26 protein-coding genes and 1 tRNA gene are annotated in these 26,812 nt (G+C 63.0%); 18 read left to right on the top strand and 9 right to left on the bottom strand.

Translation table 11 applies throughout. From position 1 onward, the window contains the following. The first annotated feature begins 280 nt into the window (after positions 1 to 280). From cysS to cimA, 3 genes are read left to right on the top strand one after another with little or no spacing between them, the layout of a single operon-like run. Positions 281 to 1,747: a cysteine--tRNA ligase gene (cysS, locus tag ILT44_RS12905; RefSeq protein ID WP_204239993.1), complete on the top strand. Its 1,467-nt coding sequence runs from the start codon at positions 281 to 283 to the stop codon at positions 1,745 to 1,747. Further along, positions 1,747 to 2,256, top strand: a complete 510-nt coding sequence (locus ILT44_RS12900; protein ID WP_204239992.1) for a GNAT family N-acetyltransferase — start codon at positions 1,747 to 1,749, stop codon at positions 2,254 to 2,256. Before cysS ends, ILT44_RS12900 begins: the two co-directional genes overlap by 1 nt. Then, positions 2,253 to 3,848 carry a citramalate synthase gene (gene cimA / locus ILT44_RS12895; protein ID WP_204239991.1) on the top strand — a complete coding sequence of 532 codons (1,596 nt, stop codon included), beginning with the start codon at positions 2,253 to 2,255 and terminating at the stop codon, positions 3,846 to 3,848. The genes ILT44_RS12900 and cimA overlap by 4 nt, the downstream gene beginning before the upstream one ends. 108 nt (positions 3,849 to 3,956) lie before the next feature. Here cimA and ILT44_RS12890 read toward each other — a convergent pair whose 3' ends face one another. Beyond that, complete coding sequence (locus ILT44_RS12890) at positions 3,957 to 4,565, bottom strand: LOG family protein (protein WP_239468191.1); 609 nt, start codon at positions 4,563 to 4,565, stop codon at positions 3,957 to 3,959. Positions 4,566 to 4,694: 129 nt separating this feature from the next. On the opposite strand from ILT44_RS12890, the gene ILT44_RS12885 reads away from it, so the two are divergent. The 9 genes from ILT44_RS12885 to ILT44_RS12845 all read left to right on the top strand — a co-directional run bounded on the left by ILT44_RS12885 (position 4,695) and on the right by ILT44_RS12845 (position 12,228). Continuing rightward, positions 4,695 to 5,993 carry a LysM peptidoglycan-binding domain-containing protein gene (locus ILT44_RS12885; RefSeq protein ID WP_204239989.1) on the top strand — a complete coding sequence of 433 codons (1,299 nt, stop codon included), beginning with the start codon at positions 4,695 to 4,697 and terminating at the stop codon, positions 5,991 to 5,993. Positions 5,994 to 6,121: 128 nt separating this feature from the next. Beyond that, on the top strand, positions 6,122 to 8,035 hold the full coding sequence (locus tag ILT44_RS12880; RefSeq protein ID WP_204239988.1) for an ABCB family ABC transporter ATP-binding protein/permease: 1,914 nt from the start codon (positions 6,122 to 6,124) through the stop codon (positions 8,033 to 8,035). 188 nt (positions 8,036 to 8,223) lie between these two features. After that, positions 8,224 to 8,925 carry a phosphatidylserine decarboxylase gene (locus ILT44_RS12875; protein WP_239468176.1) on the top strand — a complete coding sequence of 234 codons (702 nt, stop codon included), beginning with the start codon at positions 8,224 to 8,226 and terminating at the stop codon, positions 8,923 to 8,925. A 42-nt stretch (positions 8,926 to 8,967) separates the two neighbouring features. Further along, positions 8,968 to 9,834, top strand: a complete 867-nt coding sequence (locus ILT44_RS12870; RefSeq protein ID WP_204239987.1) for a CDP-alcohol phosphatidyltransferase family protein — start codon at positions 8,968 to 8,970, stop codon at positions 9,832 to 9,834. A gap of 98 nt (positions 9,835 to 9,932) precedes the next feature. Next, positions 9,933 to 10,583, top strand: coding sequence for a Maf-like protein (locus ILT44_RS12865; protein ID WP_307826479.1), 651 nt, complete (start codon positions 9,933 to 9,935; stop codon positions 10,581 to 10,583). 86 nt (positions 10,584 to 10,669) lie between these two features. Next, entirely contained in the window at positions 10,670 to 10,873 is a 204-nt protein-coding gene (yacG, locus tag ILT44_RS12860) for a DNA gyrase inhibitor YacG (RefSeq protein ID WP_204239986.1), read from the top strand. 106 nt (positions 10,874 to 10,979) lie between these two features. Further along, a tRNA-Phe gene (locus ILT44_RS12855) sits at positions 10,980 to 11,055 on the top strand. Positions 11,056 to 11,355: 300 nt separating this feature from the next. After that, complete coding sequence (locus ILT44_RS12850) at positions 11,356 to 11,544, top strand: hypothetical protein (protein ID WP_204239985.1); 189 nt, start codon at positions 11,356 to 11,358, stop codon at positions 11,542 to 11,544. A 270-nt stretch (positions 11,545 to 11,814) separates the two neighbouring features. Then, on the top strand, positions 11,815 to 12,228 hold the full coding sequence (locus ILT44_RS12845) for a Fic family protein (protein WP_204239984.1): 414 nt from the start codon (positions 11,815 to 11,817) through the stop codon (positions 12,226 to 12,228). Between the two features lie 59 nt (positions 12,229 to 12,287). Here ILT44_RS12845 and ILT44_RS12840 read toward each other — a convergent pair whose 3' ends face one another. The 3 genes from ILT44_RS12840 to ILT44_RS12830 form a co-directional block, all read right to left on the bottom strand. Continuing rightward, a complete protein-coding gene (locus ILT44_RS12840) occupies positions 12,288 to 12,668 on the bottom strand; it encodes a hypothetical protein (protein WP_204239983.1) in 381 nt (126 codons plus the stop codon). Continuing rightward, on the bottom strand, positions 12,665 to 13,585 hold the full coding sequence (locus ILT44_RS12835; RefSeq protein ID WP_204239982.1) for a site-specific integrase: 921 nt from the start codon (positions 13,583 to 13,585) through the stop codon (positions 12,665 to 12,667). Before ILT44_RS12835 ends, ILT44_RS12840 begins: the two co-directional genes overlap by 4 nt. A 352-nt stretch (positions 13,586 to 13,937) precedes the next feature. Beyond that, a complete protein-coding gene (locus ILT44_RS12830) occupies positions 13,938 to 14,645 on the bottom strand; it encodes a FadR/GntR family transcriptional regulator (protein WP_204239981.1) in 708 nt (235 codons plus the stop codon). A 266-nt stretch (positions 14,646 to 14,911) separates the two neighbouring features. Here ILT44_RS12830 and ILT44_RS12825 point away from each other — a divergent pair, with 266 nt between their 5' ends. The 6 genes from ILT44_RS12825 to hydA all read left to right on the top strand — a co-directional run bounded on the left by ILT44_RS12825 (position 14,912) and on the right by hydA (position 20,380). Beyond that, positions 14,912 to 15,715: a transporter substrate-binding domain-containing protein gene (locus ILT44_RS12825; protein WP_204239980.1), complete on the top strand. Its 804-nt coding sequence runs from the start codon at positions 14,912 to 14,914 to the stop codon at positions 15,713 to 15,715. Between the two features lie 78 nt (positions 15,716 to 15,793). Beyond that, entirely contained in the window at positions 15,794 to 16,465 is a 672-nt protein-coding gene (locus ILT44_RS12820; RefSeq protein ID WP_239468186.1) for an amino acid ABC transporter permease, read from the top strand. Beyond that, positions 16,462 to 17,196 carry an amino acid ABC transporter ATP-binding protein gene (locus ILT44_RS12815; RefSeq protein ID WP_239468174.1) on the top strand — a complete coding sequence of 245 codons (735 nt, stop codon included), beginning with the start codon at positions 16,462 to 16,464 and terminating at the stop codon, positions 17,194 to 17,196. Before ILT44_RS12820 ends, ILT44_RS12815 begins: the two co-directional genes overlap by 4 nt. A 12-nt stretch (positions 17,197 to 17,208) precedes the next feature. Then, the gene (locus ILT44_RS12810) at positions 17,209 to 17,727 is read left to right on the top strand and encodes an ureidoglycolate lyase (protein WP_204239978.1); all 519 of its coding nucleotides are present in this window, start codon (positions 17,209 to 17,211) and stop codon (positions 17,725 to 17,727) included. An 8-nt stretch (positions 17,728 to 17,735) separates the two neighbouring features. Beyond that, positions 17,736 to 18,950, top strand: coding sequence for a cysteine desulfurase-like protein (locus tag ILT44_RS12805; protein WP_204239977.1), 1,215 nt, complete (start codon positions 17,736 to 17,738; stop codon positions 18,948 to 18,950). A gap of 11 nt (positions 18,951 to 18,961) precedes the next feature. Continuing rightward, positions 18,962 to 20,380 carry a dihydropyrimidinase gene (hydA, locus tag ILT44_RS12800; protein WP_204239976.1) on the top strand — a complete coding sequence of 473 codons (1,419 nt, stop codon included), beginning with the start codon at positions 18,962 to 18,964 and terminating at the stop codon, positions 20,378 to 20,380. A gap of 14 nt (positions 20,381 to 20,394) precedes the next feature. On the opposite strand, the gene ILT44_RS12795 is transcribed toward hydA, so the two are convergent. From ILT44_RS12795 to ILT44_RS12775, 5 genes are all read right to left on the bottom strand, one after another. Further along, positions 20,395 to 21,636: an MFS transporter gene (locus ILT44_RS12795; RefSeq protein ID WP_204239975.1), complete on the bottom strand. Its 1,242-nt coding sequence runs from the start codon at positions 21,634 to 21,636 to the stop codon at positions 20,395 to 20,397. A gap of 79 nt (positions 21,637 to 21,715) precedes the next feature. After that, complete coding sequence (locus ILT44_RS12790; protein WP_204239974.1) at positions 21,716 to 23,170, bottom strand: amidohydrolase family protein; 1,455 nt, start codon at positions 23,168 to 23,170, stop codon at positions 21,716 to 21,718. Between the two features lie 18 nt (positions 23,171 to 23,188). Further along, positions 23,189 to 24,919 carry a dipeptide ABC transporter ATP-binding protein gene (locus ILT44_RS12785; RefSeq protein WP_204239973.1) on the bottom strand — a complete coding sequence of 577 codons (1,731 nt, stop codon included), beginning with the start codon at positions 24,917 to 24,919 and terminating at the stop codon, positions 23,189 to 23,191. Further along, positions 24,916 to 25,830 (bottom strand): ABC transporter permease, encoded by a 915-nt coding sequence (locus ILT44_RS12780; RefSeq protein ID WP_204239972.1) that lies wholly within the window; start codon positions 25,828 to 25,830, stop codon positions 24,916 to 24,918. Before ILT44_RS12780 ends, ILT44_RS12785 begins: the two co-directional genes overlap by 4 nt. Continuing rightward, positions 25,827 to 26,798, bottom strand: a complete 972-nt coding sequence (locus ILT44_RS12775) for an ABC transporter permease (protein ID WP_204239971.1) — start codon at positions 26,796 to 26,798, stop codon at positions 25,827 to 25,829. Before ILT44_RS12775 ends, ILT44_RS12780 begins: the two co-directional genes overlap by 4 nt. Between the last annotated feature and the right edge of the window lie 14 nt (positions 26,799 to 26,812).

The following is a 26,812-nucleotide window of genomic DNA, read 5'->3' as shown; positions in this document are numbered from 1 at the left end:
TTTGAACTCGTGCGATTATGCCACGAGTGTGCGTGAACAAAGCTCTAACGCGCTTGGCCGGAAGGCGTTTCATGCGTCCGTGCAAATAAAACATGCTTACCAAATCGGAAACCTTGACGTCCGAGGCCTGAATCGGCATTGATGGCTTCATGAACACGGCAACGATCCTCATTTCCGGGATTATTTGCGGCTAGCGCACTTCGCTGGCTGGAGCCGTCTCGTTCTCAATCCAAAGATCGAAACCATCCTCCGGCCTGCGGCCTGACAGGGGTTTGGTTTCATGGCGGTCCAGCTTCGGCTCTACAACACGCTGACCCGGTCGAAGGACGTTTTTCGCCCGATCGACCCTCGGAACGTGCGCCTCTACGTCTGCGGACCCACCGTTTACGACTACGCCCACATCGGCAACGCCCGCCCGATCATCGTCTTCGACCTTCTCTTCCGTCTGCTGAGACATGTTTACGGTACGGAAGCTGTGACGTATGTGCGCAATATCACGGATGTCGACGACAAGATTAACGCCCGCGCCGCCCGAGATTACCCGGATCTGCCCCATAACGAGGCCATCCGCGAGGTCACCCGGAAAACCGAGGAGCAGTTCCACGCCGACATCCGGGCGCTGGGCGTGCTCATGCCGGAGGACGTGAACGAGGAGGACAAGCCCCCGCGCTTCGTCGAGCCCCGGGCGACCGAGCATATCGACGAGATGCGCATGATCATCGAGCGCCTGATCGCGCGCGGGGCGGCCTATGTGGCCGAGGAGCACGTGCTCTTCTCGGTTGCGGCGATGCAGAACCTCCCCAACGTCCCGAAATACGGCGCCTTCTCGAAGCGCTCCCTCGACGAACTGCTCTCCGGCGCCCGCGTGGACGTGGCGCCTTACAAGCGCGACCCGATGGATTTCGTGCTCTGGAAGCCCTCAGGCCCGCAGGACCCGGCCTGGGCCTCGCCGGCCGGCATCGCGACGCCGGGCCGTCCCGGCTGGCATATCGAGTGCTCGGCCATGGCATGGCGGCACCTGGTCCAGGCCTTCGAGACGCGGCTCATCTGCGCCGACCCGACAGCCCGCGAGATCTTCGACATCCACGGCGGCGGCATCGACCTCGTCTTCCCGCACCACGAGAACGAGATCGCGCAGTCCTGCTGCGCTTTTGAGACGCCGCGCATGGCCAATGTGTGGATGCACAACGGCTTCCTGCAGGTGGAAGGGGAGAAGATGTCGAAGTCCCTCGGCAACTTCTTCACCATCAACGAACTGCTGCAGGATTGGCCGGGCGAGGTGCTGCGCTTCAACATGCTGCGCACCCACTACCGCCAGCCCATCGACTGGACGACGAAAGGGCTCGAGGAAAGCGAGAAAACCCTTGACCGCTGGTATGAGCTTGCGGGCAGGGGAGAGACTGCTTTCGTCTCGGACCAGATCGTCGATGCTCTCGCCGACGACCTCAATACGCCGAAGATGCTGGCGGAGCTGCATGCTCTCGACGGGCAGGGCGCTCATGAGGAACTCGGCGCGAACCTTCGCACGCTCGGTTTTCTTCTCGAAGGAGCAGAGGCCTGGAAGGCGCGCAAGCAGGCAGCGCTCAGCGTCGATCCTGCGAAGGTCGAAGCGCTGATCGCGGCCCGCAAGGACGCGCGCGCCGCCAAGAACTGGGCCGAGTCCGACCGCATCCGCGACGAGCTTGCGGCGATGAACGTCGTCGTGAAGGACAACAGAGACGGCACCACCTGGGAGGTCGCGCGCTGATGGGACAGGCCTTGCCGAAACCGGGGCTTCGTCCCTTCCTGCCGGCGGACCTCCCGGTTCTCGTCGATATCTACGAGGAGAGCATCGCGGAGCTGACGGGCGAGGATTACAGTGAGAGCCAGCAGGAAGCCTGGATTGCGCTTGCGGAGGATGAATCCTTTGCCGAAAAACTCACACAGGGTCTCACGCTGGTAGCCACCGTCGAGGGCTCACCCGCCGGTTTCATCGCGTTGAAGGACAACGAGGTGATCGAGCTGTTCTACGTGCATCCGGCCGTGGCGGGGCAGGGGATCGGCACGATGCTCTACGACGCTGTCGAGAAGCTCGCCGGCGCGCGCGGTGCGGCGCGTCTGATAGCGGAAGTACCTGACAATGCGCTGCCCTTCTTCCAGAAGAACGGGTTTCAGCCGCAGCGCCGCAACACGGTGCCATTAGGCGACGAATGGCTCGGCACCACCACCATGGAAAAGCGCCTGACGCCGCCCGAAGACAGGAAGTTGTCATCATGAGCCGAGACCGCGTCTACCTCTTCGACACCACCCTGCGCGATGGAGCGCAGACGACGGGGGTCGACTTCTCGCTCGAGGACAAGAAGGCGATCGCCACGCTCCTCGACCGGCTTGGGATCGACTACGTGGAAGGCGGCTATCCGGGGGCAAACCCGCTGGATACCGCCTTTTTTGCTGAGAAGCGCACCAAGAACGCCAAGTTCACGGCCTTCGGCATGACAAAGCGGGCGGGGCGCTCGGTGTCGAACGATCCCGGCGTCGCGGCCTTGCTGGAAGCGCAAGCCGACGCGATCTGCTTCGTCGCGAAATCATGGGATTACCATGTGCGCGTGGCGCTCGAGATCACGCCCGAGGAGAACCTCGCCGGCATTCATGAAAGCGTCGAGGCCGCCCGCGCGAAGGGCCGCGAGGTGCTCGTCGATTGCGAGCATTTCTTCGACGGCTACAAGGCCAATCCCGATTATGCGCTCTCCTGCGTGAAGACGGCCTATGAGGCCGGCGCGCGATGGGTCGTGCTCTGCGACACCAACGGCGGCACGCTGCCTCACGAGGTGGCGGAGATCGTCTCCACCGTCACGAAGGTTGTGCCAGGCACGCATCTCGGCATCCACGCCCATGACGATTGTGGCTGCGCGGTCGCAAACTCGCTCGCGGCGGTCGAGGCAGGCGCGCGCCACATCCAGGGCACGCTCAACGGTCTCGGCGAGCGCTGCGGCAACGCCAATCTCATCACGCTCATCGGCGCGCTGAAGCTGAAGGACGGCTATGCCGCCCGCTTCGATCTCGGCGTCACCGACGAGACGCTCGGACAGCTCACCCATGTGTCGCGGCAGGTGGACGAAATCCTCAACCGCCAGCCGAACCGTCACGCGCCCTTCGTGGGCTCCAGCGCCTTCGCCACGAAGGCCGGCATTCATGCCTCCGCCGTGCTCAAGGACCCGCGCACCTACGAGCATGTGGAGCCGGAAGTCGTCGGCAATGCACGCAGGGTTCTTGTCTCGGATCAGGGCGGGCAGTCCAACATCCTGGCCGAGCTGAAGCGCTGCGGCTTCGAGCTCGAAAAGGGCGATCCGCGCATCGCTCGCGTGCTCGATGAGGTGAAGCGCAAGGAATCCGAGGGCTTTGCCTTCGAGGGCGCCGACGCGTCCTTCTACGTGCTCGTCAAGCGCATGCTCGGCGAGGTGCCGGCCTTCTTCGACGTGGAGCGCTTCTCCGTCAATGTGGAGCGCCGCTACAACGCGGTCGGCGAACTGGTGACGGCGTCCGAGGCCATCGTGAAGGTGCGCGTCGGCGACGAGGTTCTGATCTCCGCAGCCGAGGGCAACGGCCCGGTCAACGCGCTCGATGTCGCCCTGCGCAAGGATCTCGGCAAGTACCAGCACCTGATCCAGGATCTGGAACTCGTCGACTATAAGGTGCGCATCTATCAAGGCGGTTCGGATGCGGTCACGCGCGTCCTGATCGAGTTCGCCGACGGAACGGGCGAGCGCTGGACCACCATCGGCGTCTCCCCCAACATCATCGACGCCTCGTTCCAGGCGCTCACGGATTCGATGGTCTACAAGCTGCTGAAGGGCGGGGCGGTGCTGTAGATCAAGGCCTTGCGTCTTCCTCTGTCCTTGGGCGCCCCATGAACATCTCGATCCTGCTGCCAATCCTGGGTGGGCTCGTTCCGTCCCGCGCAGGATGAAAATGCCTTCTCAGAACCGGCGTTCGATAGCCTCTTCGTTACTGACGATCCCAACCCGCCGGGCGGCGTTCTCAAGCATCGGGATGACGTCCTCCACACGCTCGGCCACGAGATAGTTGAGTTCCAAGCCATGGCGGATGAAGCCCTGTTCGCGCATATGGGCGATCAGGGTGAGCAGGGGCTTCCAGAATCCCTTGGTGCTCAGCATGAGGATCGGCTTGGTGTGGCGGCCGAGCTGGGACCAGGTCATCTGCTCGACGAGTTCCTCGAGGGTCCCGATGCCGCCGGGCATGGCCACGAAGGCGTCGGCCTTCTCGAACATCAGCCGCTTGCGGGTGTGCATGTCCGGCACGACTATGGTCTCCTGCACGTCGTCGAGGAGCTTCTCGCGGGATTTCAGGAAGTCCGGGATGATCCCTGTGACATAGCCGCCGTGGTCGAGGACGGACTGGGCGACCGTGCCCATCAGGCCCACATTGCCGCCGCCATAGACCAGATTGATCCCCTGCTCGGCCATGAAACGGCCCAAAGCCGCCGCATTCTCGGCAAAAACGGGATCGTCTCCGAAACCGGAGCCGCAATAAACGCAAATGGATTTGATTGTTTTGATGGATGACATGGGCATTTCGGAGAGGCGGGGAGCCTCCCGCGCTGAGTCGTAGAGCATTATTTTGTCCTTTATGGCCGTAGCCTTTTGAAAGATAAACGGTTTAAATGGCTGAAAGTGCCGCGTTTGAGAAAAAGCATCATGGCGCATCCGAAAGAGTTAAAGGGCACGATTGCGCTTCTCGGCGCTGCCGCGGCGGCCGTCGTCGCGGTTCTCCTCGGCGTGCTTTACTGGTCCTGGTCTAGAATTCCCGAGACCCCGCAGAATGCGGCCCCCGTCCAGTCGGCACAGCCGTCCGCCCCACCGCAGCAATCCGTCCCGAGCCAGCAGCAGGCAGCCGCCAAGCCGCCGGCCGAGGCGCCGCCACCGGCACCGGCCAAGGATGCCCCCATCGTTCCGTCCTTCGACGTGGTCCGCGTCGAGCCGGACGGCGAGAGCGTCATCGCGGGCCGGGCGGCCCCCGGGGCGACCATCGAGCTTTTGAGGGGCGATCAGGTTCATGCCCGCGCGGCGGCCGATGCCTCGGGTCTCTTTGCCATCGTGCCACCCCCTCTGCCGCCCGGCTCCCATCAGGTGGTGCTGCAATCCATCGCACCGGATGGGACCCGCCAGCGCTCCGCCCAGAGCGTGACGGTCGTCATCACGGACGGCAAGACGCGGCCGCTCGTGACCCTGACGTCTCCCGACAAGCCCACGGTGGTCCTGTCCAATCCCGAGCCGCCGGAGCCCAAGGTGGCCGAGGCGCCAAAGCCTGATGCCAAGCCGGCCGAGCCGTCTCCCGCGCCTCAGCAGCAGGCCGGAGCGGCCCCGACCGTCTCCCCGCCTGCCCCAGCTCCTGCGTCCCGTCCCGAAATCAAGATCGTGACGGTCGAAGCGGAGGAGGGAAAGCTCTTCGTGTCCGGCCTCTCCGCGCCGGGAGCCACCGTGCGGCTGTACCTCAACGAGAGCTTCATCGCCCCCGGCGGATCCGGCGGCGACGGCAAGGTGTCGTTCTCCATCGGCAGCGGCGTGAAGCCGGGCGACTACCGGATCCGTCTCGACGATGTGGATCCCGTCTCCGGCCAGGTCAGGTCCCGCGCCGAGGTGGGCTTCAACGTGCCCGTCCAAGTGGCCTCGACCCAGCCCAAGGCTCCTGCACCGCCGCAAGCTCCGGCTGCCGCAGTGCCGGCGGTAGCCCAGCCACCGGGCTCCCGCGAAGTGGCCTCGGCCGTACCGCAGACGCAGGTGGCTGACGCCGGCACGGTGGTGATCCCCAACATCAATACGGCCATCGTATCGCGAGGCGACAATCTCTGGCGCATCAGCCAGCGCATTTATGGCAAAGGCCTTCGCTATACGGTGATCTACGGTGCGAACCAGGAGCAGATCCGCAATCCGGACCTGATCTATCCGGGCCAGGTTTTCGTGCTGCCGGGCGAGCAGGAGCTCAAGAGCAACTGATCCGCTCTGCGCGCAAGAGGAGCCAAGCCGGATCAAGCTTAATTTGGAACAATTACAAAGGCGGGGTGAATTCACCCCGCCTTTCGCCTATATCGGGGGTCCAGCGTCTCGATTGGATTCTTAAGCGTATGCCTCCCTCCACCGCCGTCCCCACGACAGGCGCAGCCCGGCCCAAGCCGAGCGGCTTGGCCGCTACCTGGACAAAGCTCTGGCCGTATATCTGGCCCCACGGCCGCCCGGACCTCCAGCGGCGGGTGTTCCTAGCCTTCGGGCTGCTTCTGGTCGCCAAGGGCGTGACCATGGTGACCCCCTTCGCCTTCAAATGGGCGACGGACGCGCTCGTCGCCGTCACGAGCAGCGGCAATCAGGCGACGGAAGTTGCCGCGACTGCCGGGTCCTGGATCTGGAAGGCGCCGATCCTGCTGACGGCGATCTACGGCCTCACCCGCATCCTCATGGCGGTGCTCACGCAGGTCCGCGACGGCATCTTCGCCAAGGTCGCCATGCATGCGGTGAGGCAGCTCGCCCTCCAGACCTTCGAGCACATGCACCGCCTGTCGCTGCGGTTCCATCTGGAGCGTAAGACCGGCGGCCTGACCCGCGTGCTCGAGCGCGGCCGCGAAGGCATCGAGGAGCTGTCGCGCCTCGTGGTGCTCACGCTCCTGCCCACGATTCTCGAGTTCGTTCTCGTTCTGGGACTGCTCGCCTGGGAGTTCAACTGGGTCTATTCCGCCGTCGTGTTCGTGATGGTGGTGGTCTATCTCGCCTATACCTACAAGGCGACCCAGTGGCGGATCTCGATCCGCAAGCAGATGAACGACTCCGACACGGACGCCAACACCAAGGCGGTCGACTCGCTCCTGAACTACGAGACGGTCAAATATTTCGGCGCCGAGCAGCGGGAGACCGCCCGCTACGACCGCTCCATGGAGAAGTACGAGAAAGCCTCGACCCAGACCTATACCTCGCTCGCCGTTCTGAACGCCGGCCAGGCAGTGATCTTCTCCATCGGCATGGCCATCGTGATGGTGCTGGCCGCGCAGGACATCATCGCCGGACGGGCGTCCATCGGCAGCTTCGTTCTCGTCAACGCCATGCTGGTGCAGCTCTACATCCCGCTGAACTTCATGGGCATGCTCTACCGCGAGATCAAGCAGGCGCTGATCGACATCGACGACATGTTCATGATCATCGACCGCAACCCGGAAATCCAGGACAAGCCCGGCGCTAGGCCGCTCGTGACCAACGAGGGCGTCGTGCGTTTCGAGGACGTGCATTTCGCCTATATCCCTGAGCGTCCCATCCTGAAAGGTGTGACCTTCGAGGTGCCGGCCGGCCACACGGTCGCCATCGTCGGCCCGTCGGGCGCCGGCAAGTCGACCATCTCCCGCCTGCTGTTCCGCTTCTATGAGCCCAGCGGCGGCCGCATCCTCATCGACGGGCAGAACATCGCCGACGTGCAGCAGGCGTCCTTACGCAAGGTGATCGGCATGGTCCCGCAGGACACGGTGCTGTTCAACGACACCATCGGCTACAACATCCAGTACGGCCGCTGGGATGCGTCTCCGGACGAGGTGAGGGAAGCAGCGAACCTCGCCCAGATCGACCGCTTCATCGGCCTCCTGCCGGAGGGATATGACACACCGGTCGGCGAGCGCGGCCTGAAGCTGTCCGGCGGCGAGAAGCAGCGCGTGGCCATCGCCCGCACGATCCTCAAAAGCCCTCCGATCCTGGTGCTCGACGAGGCGACCTCGGCGCTGGACACCTTCACCGAGAAGGAGATCCAGGACGCCCTCGACCGGGTCAGCCGCGGTCGGACCACTCTCGTGATCGCCCATCGGTTGTCCACAGTCATCGGCGCCGACGAGATCATCGTTCTCGATCACGGGCGGATCGTCGAGCGCGGCGACCATGCGAGCCTCCTCGCCCATGGCGGGGTCTATGCCGCCATGTGGAACCGCCAGCGCGAGGCGGACCAGGCGAGGGAGACCCTCAAGCGGGCCGAGGAGGAAGAGCGCAGCCCCGAGAGCGTGGCAGGTTGACGGGAGCCCTTCCGCCTGCCATCCCCACTAAAGCATCGGACCCAAAAGTGGATTTGCACTTTTGGGACTCATCCGATGCTCATTTTCTAACTAGCGCATCGTTGAGCGCGGAAAACCGGGACCACTTTTCACTGACGTGGCCCGCTGGGTCCGCACGATGCGCTGGCGCTCTTAAGGCTTGAGAAAATATGACCGATATCCTGGAATCGATGCGCCGCATCTTCGTGCCGATCCACAAGGAGGGCTATCCCTTCATCCTGATCGCGCTGTTTGCGACGATCGTGCTGGCGTGGCTCTGGTCGCCGCTCGGCTGGATCGGCGCGATCCTGACCGTCTGGGTCTGCTACTTCTTCCGCGACCCGCCGCGGGTCACGCCCCTCCGGGAGGGCCTCGTCGTCTCCCCCGCCGACGGACGCGTGAACCTGATCACCACCGCCGTACCCCCGGCCGAGCTCGACCTGCCGCCCGAGCCCATGACCCGCATCTCGGTGTTCATGAATGTGTTCGACTGCCACGTGAACCGCGCGCCGGTCACGGGGCGGATCACCCAGATCCTCTACACGCCAGGCCTCTTCCTCAATGCCGAGCTCGACAAGGCCAGCGAGGACAACGAGCGCAACGCCCTCGTCATCGAGACGGCGAACACGAAGATCGGCGTCGTCCAGATCGCGGGCCTCGTGGCGCGCCGCATCGTTTCCTTCGTGAAGATCGGCGACCATTTGAGCACCGGCGAGCGCTTCGGCCTGATCCGGTTCGGCTCGCGCCTCGACATCTTCGTGCCGCTCGACGCCCAGGTCCTCGTCGGCCTCGGCCAGACGGCGGTCGCGGGCGAGACCGTGCTCGCGGACCTGACGGCGAACGAGCCTGCCCGTCAGTACCGGGTCGGATAGTTCAGGTTGCCGGTGACGCCGGCACCCCCTAGATGTCATGGCATGAGCGATCTTTTCCCCCCCTTCGCCCCCGACCCGAACGAGCCGCGCAAGCGGCTCTTCAAGCCGGTTCCGGTTCGGGTCATCGTCCCCAACATCATCACCCTGATCGCCCTGTGCCTCGGATTGACGGCGATCCGGCTGGCGTTCGAGGGACGTTACGAACCTGCTGTCGTCGCCATCGTGGTGGCCGCGCTGCTGGATGGGGTCGATGGGAGGGTGGCCCGTCTGCTGAAGGGCACGTCGCGCTTCGGCGCGGAGCTCGACTCCCTGGCCGATTTCGTCAATTTCGGCGTGACGCCGGCTCTCATGCTCTACAGCTTCCTGCTGAAGGACTTGAAGGCGGTCGGGTGGATCGCGGTGCTGGTCTTCGCCATTGCGATGGTCCTGCGTCTTGCCCGCTTCAACGTGATGCTCGACGATCCCCACAGGCCCGAGTGGAAGAAGAACTTCTTCACCGGCATGCCCGCTCCCGCCGGCGCGCTGACCTCGATGCTGCCCCTCTATCTCTCGTTCCTGGGCGTCTCGATGGGCCCCGCCGCCGCTTCGATCGCGCTCGTTTATCTGCTGGGGCTCGCCTTCCTGATGGTGTCCACCATTCCGGTCTATTCCGGCAAGACCATCGGCCTGAAGGTGCCCCGCCATTGGGTTCTGCCGATCTTCGTCCTGTCGGCTGCGGTCTTCGGGCTGTTGGCTAACTTCCCCTGGGAGATGCTCACCGTCCTCACGGTGCTGTTCCTCGGCTCCATCCCCTTGAGCGTCATGCGCTATCGCCAGCTCGACCGCGCCCATGCCGCACAGGCGGCGGCGCAGCCCCAGCCGGTACAGCCTCAGCCGGCCGTCTCGGAGCCGGAGCCGCCTGCCGCTTGATCCAAACCCTTCTGGTGCCATGTTGTCACCAGGCGCAGCCTTATGCCCTTGTGAGTGTTCTTGAGGGGTCTGCACGACCCCAGAGCGTGGAGAGAAAAGTGGCGTCGTCTTCCGAGGTGTCGAATTCCAGCGCCCGTTCGAAGCTCATTCTCGCGTCCGCCTCGCCCCGCAGGCTCGCTCTCCTGCAGCAGGCGGGCATCGAGCCCGACGCCCTCCTGCCGGCCGACGTCGACGAGGCGCCCCTGAAGAACGAGGGTGCGAAGGAACTCGCCAAGCGCCTGGCCCGCTCCAAGGCGGAGGTGGCGCGGAAGGTGGCCCGCACGCGGGAGGATTTGAGGGATTCCTATATCCTCTCCGCAGACACGGTGGTTGTCGTAGGCCGGCGTGTGCTCCCGAAGGCCGAGCTGGTGGACGAGGCGGCGGCCTGCCTGCGCCTGCTCTCCGGCCGCGCCCATAGAGTATACACCTCGCTCTGCCTGATCACGCCCAAGGATGGGATCCGCGAGCGCCTCGTGGAGACCCGGGTGCGCTTCAAGCGCCTGTCCCGGGACGAGTTCGAGCGCTATCTCGCCTCGGGCGAATGGCGCGGCAAGGCCGGCGGCTATGCCATTCAGGGGCTCGCCGGCACTTTCGTGGTCAAGCTCGTCGGCTCCTATACGAACGTGGTCGGGTTGCCCCTCTACGAGGCGGCCGCCCTTCTGGACGGGGAGGGCTATCCCGTCCGCCTCTCCTGGCTCGAGGCAGCCTGAAGCTATCTCCCCATCACCCTGTCGCCGCCTTGTGCTGAGGCAGGTCAGAAACCATGTTGCCCCTTGTGAGAGAAAGGAGTCGAGGGATGAATGCTGCCAACGAGAACAAGCCCATGGCTTCGTCCGGCAAGTGCCCGATCTGCGGCAAGCCCGCTGAAACCCAGTACCGGCCGTTCTGCTCCCGACGCTGCTCCGACGTGGACTTGAACCGCTGGCTCTCCGGCACCTACGCCATTCCTGTCGTCGAGAGCGAGCCGGACGATCCGGACGAGGGCGACCGGGAGGCGTGATCCTGAAAACCCGGGTGCAATTTTTCTCGTCCGACCCGCTGGACATAGGGTCTCTGTCTGACTATACACCCCTCCACGACGCGCACGGCTTCGCCGCGCATCGGATGCCCAGGTAGCTCAGTTGGTAGAGCATGCGACTGAAAATCGCAGTGTCGGTGGTTCGATTCCGCCCCTGGGCACCACTTATTTTCCTTATATATCAAAGGGTTGAGGTTCGATGACTTTAGGGCAATGTCTCTGATGTTACCGTGCTTGTCCTGGTGCTGTTTCTGAAGCCGGAGTGCTCGGCCCGTTCGGTTACCTTAAATCTAGATTGGCACGATCGCGGTGATAAAGAATCATTGCGGCCTCTTACGGCCAAGCCTAACAACCCGGATGAGAGCCACGGAACAGCTTAGCTCGGTAGGGGTTCTCCAAGAGTCTCACTTTCCTCGATTGGTGAGACCTATAAGTTTAGTTTTTCGATGCTCCAGGAGGGTAGGATGACCAATGCGCTAGAAGCTCTTCTTGAGAAGGCCAGGAAAGTGCAGCCTTCTCCGGAGCACCGCGAAGAACAGCGGCGCAGCTTTGCATACGGCAACACTCATTTCGAGAACAACCGGATCACTCGCGAGATGGTAGACGAACAAGCCGAGAAGCTTGCGAGGGAAAAGAATGAGCGGCGGGATTGAGAAACGGGATAGTTTCGCGCACGAACCCGAGCTTATCAAAGATCCGATAGAAAAGGCACAAGCTGAGGCCCGGAATGGGCTTCAGCAGTACGACTACGGTGTCCAAACCGTTCTCACGGCGCTGGAACGCGGTGGTTTCAAGCTTCGTCTTTCATTAGTGTTGGCATTGCAGCGCGAAGCACTACGCGGCATCAGCCAGTATGCTGGTAACTTTCGTCCGGGCGGTGTTGAGATCACCGGCAGTAAGCACCCCCAACGGATGCGCACCTCGTGCCCGAGCTGGTCGAGGGGATGTGCGATTATGTTAATGAGAACTGGGAACGGTCGACGCCACTTCATCTGGCCGCATACATTATGTGGCGCCTGAACTGGATCCATCCGTTTGCGGATGGAAACGGGCGAACCTCCCGGATCTTGTCATACGTGGTGCTCTCAATCAGGGCAGGTGGGATTCCGCCTGGAACCCCAACAATCCCAGATCTGATCGTCGAAAATCGGCAGCCTTATTTTAGTGCGCTCGACGCCGCTGATGAAGCGTGGTCGCAGGATCGTATCGATCTTTCAGTGATGGAGGAGTTGCTGGAAAATCTGCTGGCCAAGCAGCTGACCAGCTACTTTCAGCAAGCAGGTGGAAAGATCGATGATGCGTCCACCACCCCGCTGACACAGCAGGATGAAGGTTGATCAGCGGCGCTTTGGCGCCGCTTTTGGTTTTGCCAGAGCTGTTCGAGAACGGTTTCCTGTCACGCGAGCCACGTATCATGCTCGCTGCCCACACCATCCCAACAATGGTCCATGATTGAGACTCGGTGAGAGAAGTTTTCAGGGTTGCGCCCAGCTACCCGGTCGAGCACAACGCGCATCCGTTCAGTGTTGCCCAAGAGCCGGAATAGGTGCTGCCCAAGATCGGAGATTGAGGAGCGAAGGCCTCGCCCTACCGGATCCCTAAGGAGGCTGTTAAGCTCATTCCCCTCCCAACCGAGATCTACAATTTCGGCCATCGTCATCGACTTTCCAGGAGCAGGAGGGAAACGATCCTTTGCTTTTTCGATAGCGGTGAGAAGAGTGTGCAGTGCGTCCTCAATCGCTTGCACCTGAGTGTGATCATTTGCCGTTTCGGTCATGCTTCATCAGTCCTTTTATTACGCCTCACGACCCGCAGCTCAGCTACTCGGCTGGTCTGAACGATCTTACCTCGGTTGTATCGCATGGTCGTGCTGAGTTGGGTATGGGAGGCGGCTTTCATGACATCTTCTGCCTGTGCACCGGCTTCAAAGGCCTCTGAGACGGCTCCCGCGCGGCTGTCCATGTTCCAGACGTCGTCCGGCCATCCTGCTTTGCGGGCGATCTTCCTGAACGTCCGGCTGAAGTGGGACTTCTTCCAGGGTTTGCCTGAGCCCTCATCCAAGATGACGGGGCCTACCCGCCGCTCAGCCGGAACGCTAGCGAGCTCGTTAATCAGATCAGGATATAGCTTCAGATCGTGCTCTGCCGTCTCCGACCCATTTGACTTTGAGGTCGGCTTCCTAATGACCATGGCGTTGTCGACCTGGCCCCAGGTAAGTCCCCATTCCCAGATCCAAGCTCCGTCGGTGATAGCCCCCTGGATCTTCTCGCGAGCGTCAGGGGAGGGCTTAACCCATTCCCCGATGACGTCCTTCTGACGGAGCCCCAGATCGAACTGGAGGGTCACAGCAAGAGCAAGGGAAGGGCGCCCGGCCTCATGGGCAGCTTCGCGGAAGGCGATGATCTGGTCATAGGTCGGCCGCTTCTTACGGGGCTTGGGCGATTTGAACTCCATTCGCTCCAACACCTGGGCCAGTTTCAGGCAGTCATCATCCAGCTCGCACCCGTAGCTGATCACGCTGCGGAATGTCTGGATGCAGGCATAGGCGCTGCGCTCGCCGTGGGCGGCCGTCCAGTTCTTGTGCCAGCGTCGAAGATCCGTGCCAGTGATTTCTGAGACGCGCCGTTTGCCGACAGTGAAGATTATCGTCTTGATGTACCGGCTGTAGAAGATCTGTGTCCCGACGCTTCTCATGATAGGGCGAATCCTCGTCCGTCTCGAAGGCGACGCAGACCCAGGCGATCGATCCATTGCCGTGCAAGTTTTTCGATGTCTCTGCCCCGCCCGCCCATTCCAGCATTTCGGCGTTCAACGTCGCGACCCTTTGCTGTTGACCCGAAGGCGACCTTCGGGAGCATGCTCCTGGGCCGAAGGCAATGATTCACCTGATCACAACGGGCGGAATTGTCAGTGGTTGGGCCGCTGCATCGGGCATAGCGACTGAAACCGCCTTGTGAGCACCTGAGAAACTCGATGCTAACCCGTGCAGTCACGGGCGCTAGGGCCGAGGATAAGGTCGCTTCCGACGCCGACGACGGCGCACTCCTCAGAGCGAGATGCCGTACCGGCCCGCCGCCGAGCGGATATGGCCTTGCATGGCGTCTTCGGCCATGTCGGGGTCCTGGCTGGTGATGCCCTTCAGAATGGCCTCATGCTCCCGCACAGTTTCACTCAGGCGATCGAGCTGCGCCATGGGCAGCCGCTGGCTCTCGACCAGCATCTCGCGGACTGGTCGATACATAGCGGCAAGAACAGGGTTCCCGGACAGCTCGAAGATGAGATCGTGGAATTCCGTGTCCTTGACGGCGAGGCTGATCACGTCGCCCGCCCTCAGCGCCTCGTGCATGGCGTCGGTGCAGCGTCTCAGGCGCTCCTTGGCGGGCTCGTCGATGCGAGCGGCTGCGAGCCTGGCGGCGTAACCCTCCAGTCCCAGGCGCGCCTCGTAGACATCGGCGGGCGTGCATCGGTCAGAGTAGCGCCAGAGCGGCCGGCGTGCATTGGTTTTTGCAACGAACACCCCGCTGCCTGCCCGCACCGTAAGGAGACCCATGGTCTCGAGCACGGTCAGCGCTTCACGCACCGACGGCCGGCTGACCCCGAGTTGCTCCGCCAGTTCTCGCTGGGAAGGAAGACGCTGGCCGGCCTTGAGGCCACCCTTCAGGATCAGGCGCTGGATATGCTCGACGATGCCGCGCGGCACAGGGGTGCGGTCGGCGAGTTCCAATCCTGGCAGGTTCACTGGATCGCCTGTCATCTGCTGTCCCACCTATCCACACGTCGAAAGCTCATAACGTATCAGGTCGCGCTTCTGTGGCCCATTGGCTTGAACTACCCCAAACTGCACGATTTGCCTTGACCATGCTCCAAGATGTCTGCACGATCAACTGGTCAGATTGGTAAGACCAGTTTGGCCAATATAACCTACAGCCGGCCTGTGCATGCTTTCAAGGAGCCGGCTACCAGACGGCAGCAGAGAATCGATCGCCGGCGATGGATCCGGCGCGCAAGATGGAGGATTAGATGTCAGCGAAATTCATCCGACGCGGCGCATTCGCCGCAACCTTAACCGCTCTGATGGCTCTGTCGGCTGGGGTCACGGCCTCCGCCGCCGACATGAAGGTCGGAGCGAATGTCGGTAACGTTCCTTGGGAGTTCCAGGACGAAAAGGGCGAGATCGTCGGCTTTGAGATCGACCTCGCCAAGGAAGTCGGCAAGCGCCTGAACATGAACGTGTCCTTTGTGAACATTCCGTTCAACGGGCTGTTTGCTGCCGTGCAGTCAGGTCAGGTCGATGCCGCCGTGTCGTCGATCACCATCACGAAGAAGCGCCTGGAGTCGGTGTCCTTCGCCCAGCCTTACTATGATAGCGACCAGTCGCTGGCGGTGCGGGCTAACGCGGGCGTCAAGAACCTGGAGAGCATGGCAGGCAAGGTGGCCGCGGTCGACACAGGCTCGACCGGTGATATGTGGTCGACGCAGAACCAACAAAAATACAAGTTCTCCGACATCCGCCGCTACGAAGGTTTGGCGCCGGCGATGCTCGACCTCGCTGCGGGCCGCATCGATGGCTACATCAGCGACATCCCGGCCGTCCAGTACTACATCAAGGACAAGCCGATGTATCAGGTGGTGGAGCGCATCCCGACTGGCGAGCAGTATTCGATGATGTTTGCGAAAAACAGCCCGTTGGCGGAAAAGGTCAATGCCGAGATCTCGAAGATGAAGCAGGACGGGACCCTGGCGAAGATTCACGAGAAGTGGTTCGGCGCCAAGGCGGAGCCGAATTCGACGACCGTTAAGGTCATGGAGATGCCCAAGCTCTGATGAGCAACTCTGCCCGAGCGTCTGGCACTTGCGTTCCAGGCGCTCGGCATGGTCACGAATGCCGAGGCGCTGTCCGTCATGTCCATCTTCGACACCTTCCTGAACTGGAAGGTTTTCGTCCAAACTCTCCCCCTGCTCCTGTCAGGCCTGACCACCACGCTGACTCTGGGAGTCACAGCCATCGTCCTGGGCTTTATCGGCGGGCTGGTTCTCGCCCTAGTCCGGCTCTACGCCAAGACCCCCCTGCGGCAGGTGGCCGTCGCCTATATCGATGTCTTCCGCTCTATCCCAATTCTGGTCTTGCTCGTCGTCATCTACTACGCGTTGCCCTTTGTCGGGCTGCGGCTTTCCTCCTTCGGAGCGGCCGCATCGGCACTGAGCCTTGTCTCCGCCGCCTATTCCGCCGAGATCTTCCGTGCCGGAATCGAGGCTGTGCCGAAGGGCCAGTTCGAGGCTGCTCACGCCCTGGGCCTGAGCCCTTGGAGACTCATGAGCGACGTGGTACTGCCGCAGGCGCTGCGGATCGTCATTCCACCGATCACGTCGAATTCCATCAACGTGATGAAGGATACCGCTCTTGCGTCCGTAGTGGCGATGCCGGACCTGCTCAAGCAGGCGACGCAGGCGCAGGCGCTGGCGGCGAATCCGACCCCACTCATCAGCGCGGCCATTATCTACATCCTGATCCTGATGCCGCTCGTTCGCCTTGTCGGGGTCTTCGAAAAACGACTTGCGGTGAGGGGACGATGACGCGCCCGATTATCGAGATGAAGAATGTCGCCAAGTCGTTCGGACTTTTTCAGGCGCTGCACAGCATCGATCTTAGCGTAAGAGAGGGGGAGATCGTCGTCATCATCGGTCCGTCCGGCTCGGGTAAGTCCACTCTGATCCGCTGCATCAACCAACTCGAGGAGCACAACGGCGGCACGATCATCGTTGACGGGATGGAAGTCGGCCGCGGCCGAAAGCGCGCCGTGCTGACCGAGGTGGGCATGGTGTTCCAGAGCTTCAACCTCTTTCCGCATATGACCGTGCTCCGCAACGTTGCGCTTGGTCCCGTCCGCGTGCGCGGCCTGTCCTGGGTGGCAGCGGAGGAGCGCGCCGAGCGGCTTCTGGCCCGCGTCGGGCTCGCGGATCAGGCGGCGAAATACCCCGCGCAGCTCTCTGGCGGGCAGCAGCAGCGTGTCGGAATTGCGAGGGCGCTTGCCATGGAGCCGAAGGTGCTGCTCTTCGACGAGCCGACCTCCGCGCTGGATCCGGAGATGGTGGGCGAGGTCCTGGATGTCATGCAGCAACTTGCCAAGACCGGCGTCACCATGGTCGTCGTGACACACGAGATGGGGTTCGCCCGCAAAGTCGCCGACCGTGTGGTGTTCATGGACGGCGGACGCATCGTTGAGGAGGGGCCTCCCGACGAAATCTTCAACACGCCGCGTGACCCGCGCCTCAGAAGCTTCCTTCAGGCCGTCCTGTCCCACTAGGCTTACGAATCCGTGCAGACCCTGTTCCCCAAACGCTTGACGCCGTCAGCCTTCAGCCCGTTCGGCGAGGTGCTGTTCTTCGACCCGAACCGCAGCCGCCTGGTTAATGATGGGCGGGCGCTGCGCTTCGACACCGACACCCGCTTCGATCACACATCACCCGATGGCGAGCCCGTGCTTGCGGTTTACCGGGCCCGCGGTGGGCCGCTGCCGATGCGGCTCGTGACCTTCGAACGGCATCCTCTGTCATCGCAGGCGTTCATGGCCCTGTCGGCTGAGTGCTTCCTGATTGTCGTCGCGCCGCAGGACCGGGCGGGGCTGCCGGATCTCGACCGTGCCGAAGCGTTCGTCGGCCATCGGGGCGAGGGCGTCAACTACGCCCGCAACCTCTGGCACGCTCCGATTGCGGCGATCGGCCCCGACGGCGATTTTCTCATGTTCATGTGGGAAAGCGGCTCCTCCGGGGATTGCATTCTCCATCACCTTCACGAGCCGCTCGTCGTCGGCACGTCCCAACCTCCCGCAGAATAGGTGTATCCATGTCTCTCGATCTCGGCTTCGTTCGCTCTCAGTTTCCCGCTCTGGCGGACGGGTTCGCCTATTTTGATAATGCGGGAGGCTCCCTGGTCCTGCGCAATGTCGCTGAGCGAATTTCGGATTATCTCCTGACCACGAGTGTGCAGACCGGCGCCAGCTACGAGCACTCGCAACGGGCCACAAGCCGACTGATGGAGGCTCGCGCCAAGATCGCGCGGCTGCTCGGCGCAGGACGGCCGGAGGAGATCGTTTTGGGACCCTCCACCACCGTCCTCGCCCAGTTCCTATCCCGTGCCATGGAAAGCCGACTCAAGCCCGGTGACGAGATCGTCGTCACGAATTTTGACCATGAGTCGAATATTGGCCCGTGGCGCTCCCTGGAGAAGCGCGGCATCGTTATCAAGGAGTGGTCGATTGATCGCGACAGCTACGAGATCGACCTGGATGACCTCGACCGCCTGATGACCGAGCGGACCCGGCTCGTGGCGGTGACGCACGCCTCAAACATCCTGGGCACCATCAACCCGGTCAAGGAGATCGCGCGCCGCGTGCATGAGCGAGGTGCAGAAATCGTCGTCGACGCCGTCGCCTATGCTCCTCACCGGGCCGTAGACGTGAGCGATCTCGACGTCGACTATTATATCTTCAGCTTCTACAAAACCTACGGTCCGCACTTCGCCGTGATGTACGGCAAGTACGAGAAGCTGATCGAGCTCGATGGGCTCTATCACTACTTCTATGGTCGCGATAAGGTGCCGATGAAGCTTGAGCCAGGCAACACCAACTATGAGCTCGCTTGGGGCTCGGCTGGCATCGTGGACTACATTGATGCCCTCGGTGGCGTCACCGGGGACCGCGCCGCCATCGGCCGTGCCTTCGACAAGATCGCGGCGCACGAGACGCTCTTGGGAGAAAAGCTCCTCAGCTATCTGAGGGACCGCAACGATGTGCGCATCATCGGGCGCCGCGACAGCGCAACGGATCGTCGCGTGCCGACTATCGCCTTCAAGGTTGACGGACGCGACTCGGCCGAGATCGTGCGCTCGACCGAGGCCGACCGGATCGGCATCCGCTTCGGCGACTTCCACTCCCGACGTTTGATTGAGCATTTGGGCCTTGCTGACGGCAATGGCGTGGTGCGTGTCTCCATGGTGCACTACAATACACCCGAGGAGGTCGACCGGCTGATCGGAAGCCTCGACCGAGCGCTTGCCTGAGGAGGACGAAGATGGAGTTCGATCTCGCGATCCGGGGTGGCACCGTTGTCACCGCCTCCGACACGTTCCGCTGTGACGTTGGCGTCAGGGGCGAGCGCATCGTCGCGTTGGGTGAGAACCTACGCGCCCGGCGCGAGATCAACGCCGCTGGGCTTCTCGTGCTCCCTGGCGGCATCGACAGCCATGTTCACATTGCACAGCCCTCCGGTCCCGGAGTGGTGATGGCGGACGATTTCGCCTCCGCCACGGCCTCCGCTGCGGCCGGCGGCAACACCACAATCCTTCCCTTCGCGCTGCAGCAGCGAGGCACGTCCTTGCGGGCCTGCGTCGAGGAGTATCGGCAGAAGGCCGAGAACGAGTGCTATGTCGACACGGCGTTCCACCTGATCGTGTCCGATCCGACGCCTGAGGTTCTGGGTCAGGAGCTCCCCGCGCTGCTCAAGGATGGCTACACGTCGTTCAAGGTCTTCATGACCTACGATGATCTCGTGCTGAAGGACCGCGAGCTTCTCGATGTGTTCGAGGTGGCGCGTCGGGAGCGCGCCCTCGTGATGGTTCATGCGGAAGGATATGATGCCATCCGCTACATGACCGAGCGTCTCGAACGCGAGGGCCGGACCGCCCCTTATTATCATGCGGTTTCTCGCCCCGAGAGCGTGGAGCGCGAAGCCACGCACCGGGCGATCAGCCATGCGGAACTTGTCGACGTGCCGATTATGATCGTGCATGTGTCGGGCCGCGAGGCCATGGAGCAGATCCGCTGGGCGCAGTCCCGTGGTCTCAAGGTCTATGCCGAGACCTGCCCGCAATACATCACGCTTACCGCAGAGGACCTGCAAGGTCCGAACATGGACATGAGCGGCGCGAAATACGTCTGCTCGCCTCCGCCGCGGGATACCGAGAGTCAGGCGGCCATCTGGGAGGGGCTGCGCAGCGGTGTGTTCCAGACGTTTTCGTCAGACCATTGCCCGTTCCGCTACGACAGTCCGTCCGGAAAGCTCCACCCGAACGGCAAGACTTCCTTCCGCTGGGTGCCGAATGGCATTCCCGGCGTCGAGACACGTCTGCCCATACTTTTCTCGGAGGGCGTCTCCAAGGGGCGGATCTCCCTGAACCGGTTCGTGGAACTGACTGCGACCAACCACGCTAAGATCTATGGCCTCTATCCGCGCAAAGGCTCCATCGGCGTCGGCTTCGACGCAGACATCGTGCTCTGGGACCCGAACCGCCGTGAGGTCATTCGCCAGGAGATCCTCCACCATGGAGCCGACTATACGCCCTGGGAAGGGTTCGAGGTCACTGGTTGGCCAGTGACGACGCTGCTGCGCGGTCAGGTCGTGGCCGAGGGCGGACGTATCGTCGGCGCCAAGGGAGCTGGTCGCATCCTGGCCAGGGACGTGTCGGCCTATGCAGCACCCGCCCACACCTGAAAGCGGCACCTCCGTCAGCCCTCCCTGAGATGGGGAAGCACATATGCGGGAGCCGCCGCCCGGAGGCCGGACCAGATGCAGCCCACCGTGATCGAGACCACCATTATGGCGGGCCCGAGGAAAGGGTCGTTGCTGCTGCGCAACACGCTGACGGCAAAGGGGCATAGAGACGCGCCGAGATAACCGAAGCTTTGGGACATTCCGGACAGCATCGCCGTCACTTCAGGTGTCGGAGAGCGCAGCGAAACGAAAAGAAGTGCAAGGCCGAACAGGCCGCCTTGGCCGAGGCCAAGGACGAGCGCCCACATGAGGCGCGTCGTGAGGGGTGCATAGATCAGGCCGAGAAAGCCTGTGCAGGTGGCAAACAGAACCACCAGGATCAGCAATCGCGGTGATACCCGCCGTGTCGCGAGCGAGGGCACCAGCAGCGCGGTCCCGGTCTGCGACAGGATCGAGAGGGAGGTAACGACGCCCGCATCCAGCACGTCGAGCCCGCGGTCGCGCAGCAGCGTCGGCAGCCAGCCGAGAACGATGAACGCCAGACCTGCTTGAAGTCCCATGAAGGCCGTGACCGACCAGGCCAAGCGGTCGCGCATCAGAAGAGAGAAGCGTGGCAGGCGTGCTGTGCCTGCGGAGGGAGTCTCGACTGAAGCAAGGGTGGCCCACATGATGCTGCCGGCGAAGGCGAGGGCACTCCAACTCGCAAGGGCGAGCGTCCAGGAGCGCCACGCCTGTTCGAGAATGGGCGTCAGTCCCGCGGCACTGGCCCCACCGACACTCAGGATCATCGTGTATAGGCCCGTCATCGGGCCGAGCCGCGTGGGAAAGCGGCGGCGGATCACCACCGGCAGAAGCACTCCTGCCATGCCGATGGCCGCTCCTGCAACGAGGGTGCCGGTGAACAGCGCGAGACTCATCGGAAGGGCGCGGAGGGCAAGCCCCGCCGCAAGACCCATGAGAAGAACCGCGATGGCCCGTTCGAGGCCCAGCTTGGCGGACAGGAAGGGAGCGAGCGGCCCGAACGCGCCGAAGCAGAGCACAGGCATGGTGGTCAGAACGCCGATCCACACGCCGCTGAGGCCCAGGCTCGTCTGGATTTCGGCCACCATGGTCGCGGTGGAGGTTAGGGCAGGGCGCAGGTTGACCGCGGCTACCACGACGCAGACCACGACAAAGCCGGCGAGGAGTGATCCGACCTGCGTGCTGGCGCGCAACGCCTGCGCCTCATTCGTCTTCCGGTCGCGTACAGTCAGCATACCCTGTCCTTCCAACCGCGTGGAGGCGGCTGGCGTGGTTGGTCGTGAGGTCGGGATGGGGCCCGCCGTCCCCGGTCCATCAAGCTTCGATCTGGTCAGTTGCTCTCACATGGCGCCAGAACATTTTCGGCGTCTCCAGCATGGACCGGAAGCCGGTTCGGTCGAGCATCGCGTCCGTCTCGCGTTGCGCGTCATCGAGCACCTCGTCCTCATCGACGAACATGGCTTTGCGGCCCTGCAGGGCGATGCGGCCATCGACGATCACGGTATCCACGTCGTTGCCGTTGGCGAAGTAGATGAGCCGGAAAACCGGCATGTTGAGCGGGTAGAGGTGCGGACGGCGTAGGTCGAGCAGCACCACGTCCGCCTTCTTGCCGACTTCCAGAGATCCGATGTCCTTTTCCATCCCGAGCGCCTTGGCGCCGTCGATGGTGCACATCTCCAGTACGCGACCCGGCGGCAGCCAGGTAGGATCCTTGAAGTGGGTCCGGTGGTAATGCATGCATTGCTGCATGTGTCTGAACATGTCGCCGGAGCGGTCCGGCGCCGTAGCGTCCGATCCGAGGCAGACATTGGCCCCCGCCTCCAGCAACTCGGGCACCGGACAGCGCCCGAGGATCGATGCGATGGCGCTCGGATTGTGGACGATGCTGGTACCTGTGTCGGCCACAATCCGGATTTCGTCCTCGGTGAGATCGGTGGAGTGCGATAGAAGAGCGTTCGGCCCCAGAATCCCGAGTTCCTTGGCATAGGCGACGCTGCCCTTCGTGTGCCCGTCCTGGGTAAAGATGAGGCCGGCCTCGCGGGCGAGAGCCGCCGTCAGCCGGGCCTGGCGCTTTGCCTCCTCAAGATTGTCCGCCCCAAGCTCCGCGAGGTGTTCATCACGCAGGGTCGGCGTGATGAGCGCAATGTTGAGGCGCCCGCCATGCTTGCCGTGCCAAGTGTGGATGAGCGACTTGCAGGTTTCGAACTGCTCCTCGAAGCTGACGGGGCGCTCCACGGCTTTGCCGTCGATGATGCGCGCATAGATACGCGGGTGCGGCGGGCGGGTCGGGCCGACCGCCACCACGGAGCGGGTGCCGACCTCGCGCACGCCCTCGCAGTGGGCGTCGCCATAGATTGGCTCGTCGGTGCGCAGGATCGTGTCGCCGCCGCCTAGCAGGGAAACACCGGTTGTCACGCCGAAGCGCAGACGCTCAAGCGCCGCGAGCCGCGCCTCGGCGCGCCAGAATTCGGGTGTCGAGGCCACCGTATAGGCCTTGTGGCACGCCTCGTACCATGCGTTGCTGTCGCCGCCCCCCATGGTTTTGATCAGGCCATGGCCTGCATGGGCATGTCCGTCGATAAGGCCCGGCAAGACGATCTTGCGGCTGGCGTCGATGACAGTGGGAGCTTGGTGGGCCGCCATCACTTCGGAGGTGATGCCCACGGCGACGATCCTGTCCTTCTCGATAACGATCGCGCCGTTCTCGATCACCTGCCGTTCCGGGTTCATCGTGACGACGATGCCGTTGGTGATGATGATGTCAGCCATGGGATAAGCTCCAATCGGTCAGGCGGCTTTGGTTTCGCCGCGGATGCGGTCGAGCGTGGGAACGAGCGATAGCAGCTCCTGCGTATACGCATGCTGCGGCGCATCGAAGAGGGTTTCGGAGTCCGCCTGCTCCAGGAGCATGCCCTGACGCATCACGGCCACGCGGTCGCACATCTGGCGGACCACCGCGAGGTCGTGGCTGATCAGAAGGAGGGTCAGGCCAGTGGCGTCGCGCAGGTCCTTCAGCAAGTTCAGGATCTGCGCCTGCACCGACACGTCGAGGGAGGATGTCGGCTCATCGCAGACGATGAGCCTGGGTCTGGCACCTAGCGCCCGAGCGATGGAAAGGCGCTGCTTCTGCCCGCCGGAGAAGGCATGAGGGAAGCGCTGGGCGGCATCTGCATCCAGTCCCACCGCTTCAATGAGGCGGGCAACGTCGCGTTCCGCTTCTGTGCGGCTGCTCGCGAGCCGGTAGAAGAGAATAGGCTCGGACAGGATCGAGCCGATGCGCATGCGGCTGTTGAGTGAGGAGTAAGGGTCCTGAAAGATCATCTGGATCGCCTGTCGCAGTGGCCCGACCCGGCGGGTCGCGCCTTCGCCGGCAATGCTCTGGCCGCGATAGAGCACGCGGCCTGCAGTGGGGCGCACGAGACCCGACACGACATTGGCGATAGTGGTCTTGCCGCAGCCGGACTCTCCTACGAGGCCGAACACTTCGCCGCTGTGCACGGAGAAGGAGACGTTGTCCACCGCACGGAAGCTATGGCCGCGTGAACCAGGCAGCCATCCGCTGGTGATGTAGTCGACGCATAGGTTCTCGACCGACAGGATGGGCGCGTCGCTTGGTGCCTCATCCATGCCTTCCGCCCTTGCGCGCAGCTCCGTGCGAGCCTCATCCGCGCGACCCTTGCCTTCCTCGCCCAGAACCGGAAAGCGGTCGAGCCGCTGGTCGATGCGCGGCACAGCGCCGATCAGAGCCTTGGCGTAATCCGCTTTAGGACGGCGCAAAACCTCTTCCGTCGTTCCAGTTTCAACCACCTTGCCGCGATGCATGATCGTCACGCGATCGGCGATCTGCGCTACGACGCCCATGTTGTGGGTGACGAGCAGAATGCCGATACCGCGCTCGTCCGCCAGGTTCCGTAAGAGCTTAAGAATCTGCGCCTGAACCGACACGTCGAGGGCCGTGGTGGGCTCATCGGCGACGATGAGGCGGGGATTGCACGACAGGGCCGCCGCGATGACGACGCGCTGCCTCTGGCCACCGGACAGCTGGTGAGGATAGGCCTTGAGCCGCCGTTCCGGTTCCGGGATCCCGACGGCCCGGAGCAGTTCGAGTGCGCGGGTGCGGGCTGCGGCCTTATCCAGCCTCAGGTGATACCGCATTGCCTCGGTGAGCTGGCTCTCAATGGTAAAGAGCGGATTCAAGCTCGTCATCGGGTCCTGGAAAACCGCTCCCACATCGCGGCCGAGCACCACGTCTTTTGCAGAGCCTTTGGTCGGATCGAACCGCTTGCCTTCGATGTGGATGCTGCCCGCAGCAATGCGGCCGGGCCTCTCAAGAAGGCCCATCACCGTGTTGCCGATGGTGGTCTTGCCTGCGCCCGACTCGCCCACGAGTGCGTGGATTTCGCCGGGGCGAATGACAAGGGACGCGTTCTCGACGGCAGTGAAAACCGTGCCGTTCGCGAGCGGATATTCGACCCGCAGGCCGTCGACGGCAAGAACAGGGGTTGAAATCGCCTTCATCGTTTCACCCGCAGTTTGGGGTTGAAGCGGTCGCGCAGCCAGTCGCCGACCACATTAACGGCCAGCACGAGGATCACGAGGGCCAGGGCCGGGAAGAGGGCGATCCACCAGATACCCGAAAAGACGAACTCATTGCCGATGCGGATGAGCGTACCGAGGGAGGGATAGGTCGGCGGCATCCCCACCCCGAGGAAGGACAGGGTCGCCTCGGTGAGCACAGCCGCCGCGAGGTTTATGGTGGAGATGACGAGAACGGGACTCATCACGTTCGGCAAGATGTGCCGCAGCATGATCCGCCACGGCGGCAGGCCGATGACCTTCGCGGCCCGGACATAGTCCTTCGCGGCCTCGACCATCGCGGCCGCGCGCACTGTCCGGGCATATTGAACCCATTCGTGAATGGCGATGGCGCAGATCAGGATGATCGGTGCCCACTCCGCCGTTGCCGCGCCAGGAAAGATTGCCCGTGCGATGCCGCTCACCAGAAGCGCAAGCAGGATGGTGGGAAAGCTTAGGATCACGTCGGCGATGCGCATGATCAGGGCGTCGACGCGTCCACCGAAATAGCCGGCAAGAAGACCCAGCGTCACGCCGAGCGTGGCCGCTAGAAGAACCGCTCCGCCGCCGATGGCGATGGATACGCGCGCGCCATAGAGCATAGCCGAGAGGAGATCGCGGCCCTGATTGTCAGTGCCGAGGAGGAAGCGCGTGTCGCCTTCGGCCGTAAAGGCGGGCGGCAGCTCAGCATTCATCAGCTCGAAGGAGGCGAGATCAGTCGGATCATAAGGGGCGATCCATGAGGCCATGAGGGCGCAGGTGACGAGGATCATGACCAGAATGGCGGCCAGGATTACCGAGACCGGCGCGCCCAGGCGAAATAACAGGCCGGGGGAAGATGCGAGCGTTTTCATGCGGACCTCGCACGCAGGCGGGGATCAACCACAGCGTAAAGGATGTCGACCACGGTGTTGATGAGAACGAAGAGAAGGCCGACGAAGAGCAGGTAGGCGGCCATCACAGGAATATCGACGAAGCTGACCGCCTGTATGAAGAGAAGACCCATGCCTGGCCACTGGAAAACGGTTTCCGTCACGATGGCAAAGGCGATGAGAGAGCCGATTTGAAGGCCGGTGACGGTGATGACGGGCATCAACGCGTTGCGCAGTGCAAGCCTGAAGTGGATGTAACGGCTCGGAAGACCGCGCGCCCTTGCGAAGCGGATGTAGTCGCTGGAAAGAACGTCGATCATCTCGGCGCGCACCAGACGCATGATGAGGGTGAGCTGGTACAGTGCCAGGGTGATGCCGGGCAGGAGAAGCGACTTCAGTCCGCTCGCCGTGAGAAAGCCCGTCGACCACCAGCCGATGCTGACGATCTGGCCGCGCCCGAAGGAGGGCAGCCAGCCGAGGGTCACGGCGAAGACCAGAATGAGCACAATGCCCGTGACGAAGGTGGGCGTCGAGATGCCCACCAGGGAGAGGGCTTGAACCAGTCGCGCCGCCATGCCGTTCGGCTTCAATGCGCAGAGAACGCCAAGCGGAATGCCCAGGGCTAGCGACAAAACGGTCGCGACGATCACGAGTTCCAGCGTCGCGGGGAGGCGCTCGGCGATGAGCTGCGTGACCGGGCGTTGGTTTCGGTAGCTGATGCCCAGATCGCCCCTCAAGGTTCGGGTCAGGAAACGCCCGTACTGGACGAGCAGCGGCTGATCGAGGCCGAGCGAGCGGCGGAGTTCCGCTTTTTCCTCCACGGACGCGTTCTCACGCGACATCGTCGCAACGGGATCGCCTACATAGCGGAACATGACGAAGGATACCGCCGAGACGACAAGCATGACGAGGGCGGCTTGCCCCAGCCGGGAGAGAAGAACTTTCAACATGGCTCATCCAGGCG

It is taken from the genome of Microvirga arvi, from assembly GCF_016892765.1.
In the GTDB taxonomy this organism is placed as follows: Bacteria; Pseudomonadota; Alphaproteobacteria; order Rhizobiales; family Beijerinckiaceae; genus Microvirga; species Microvirga arvi.
Note: the sequence above shows the minus strand (reverse complement) of the source record. Positions and strands in the feature narration are given on the sequence as shown.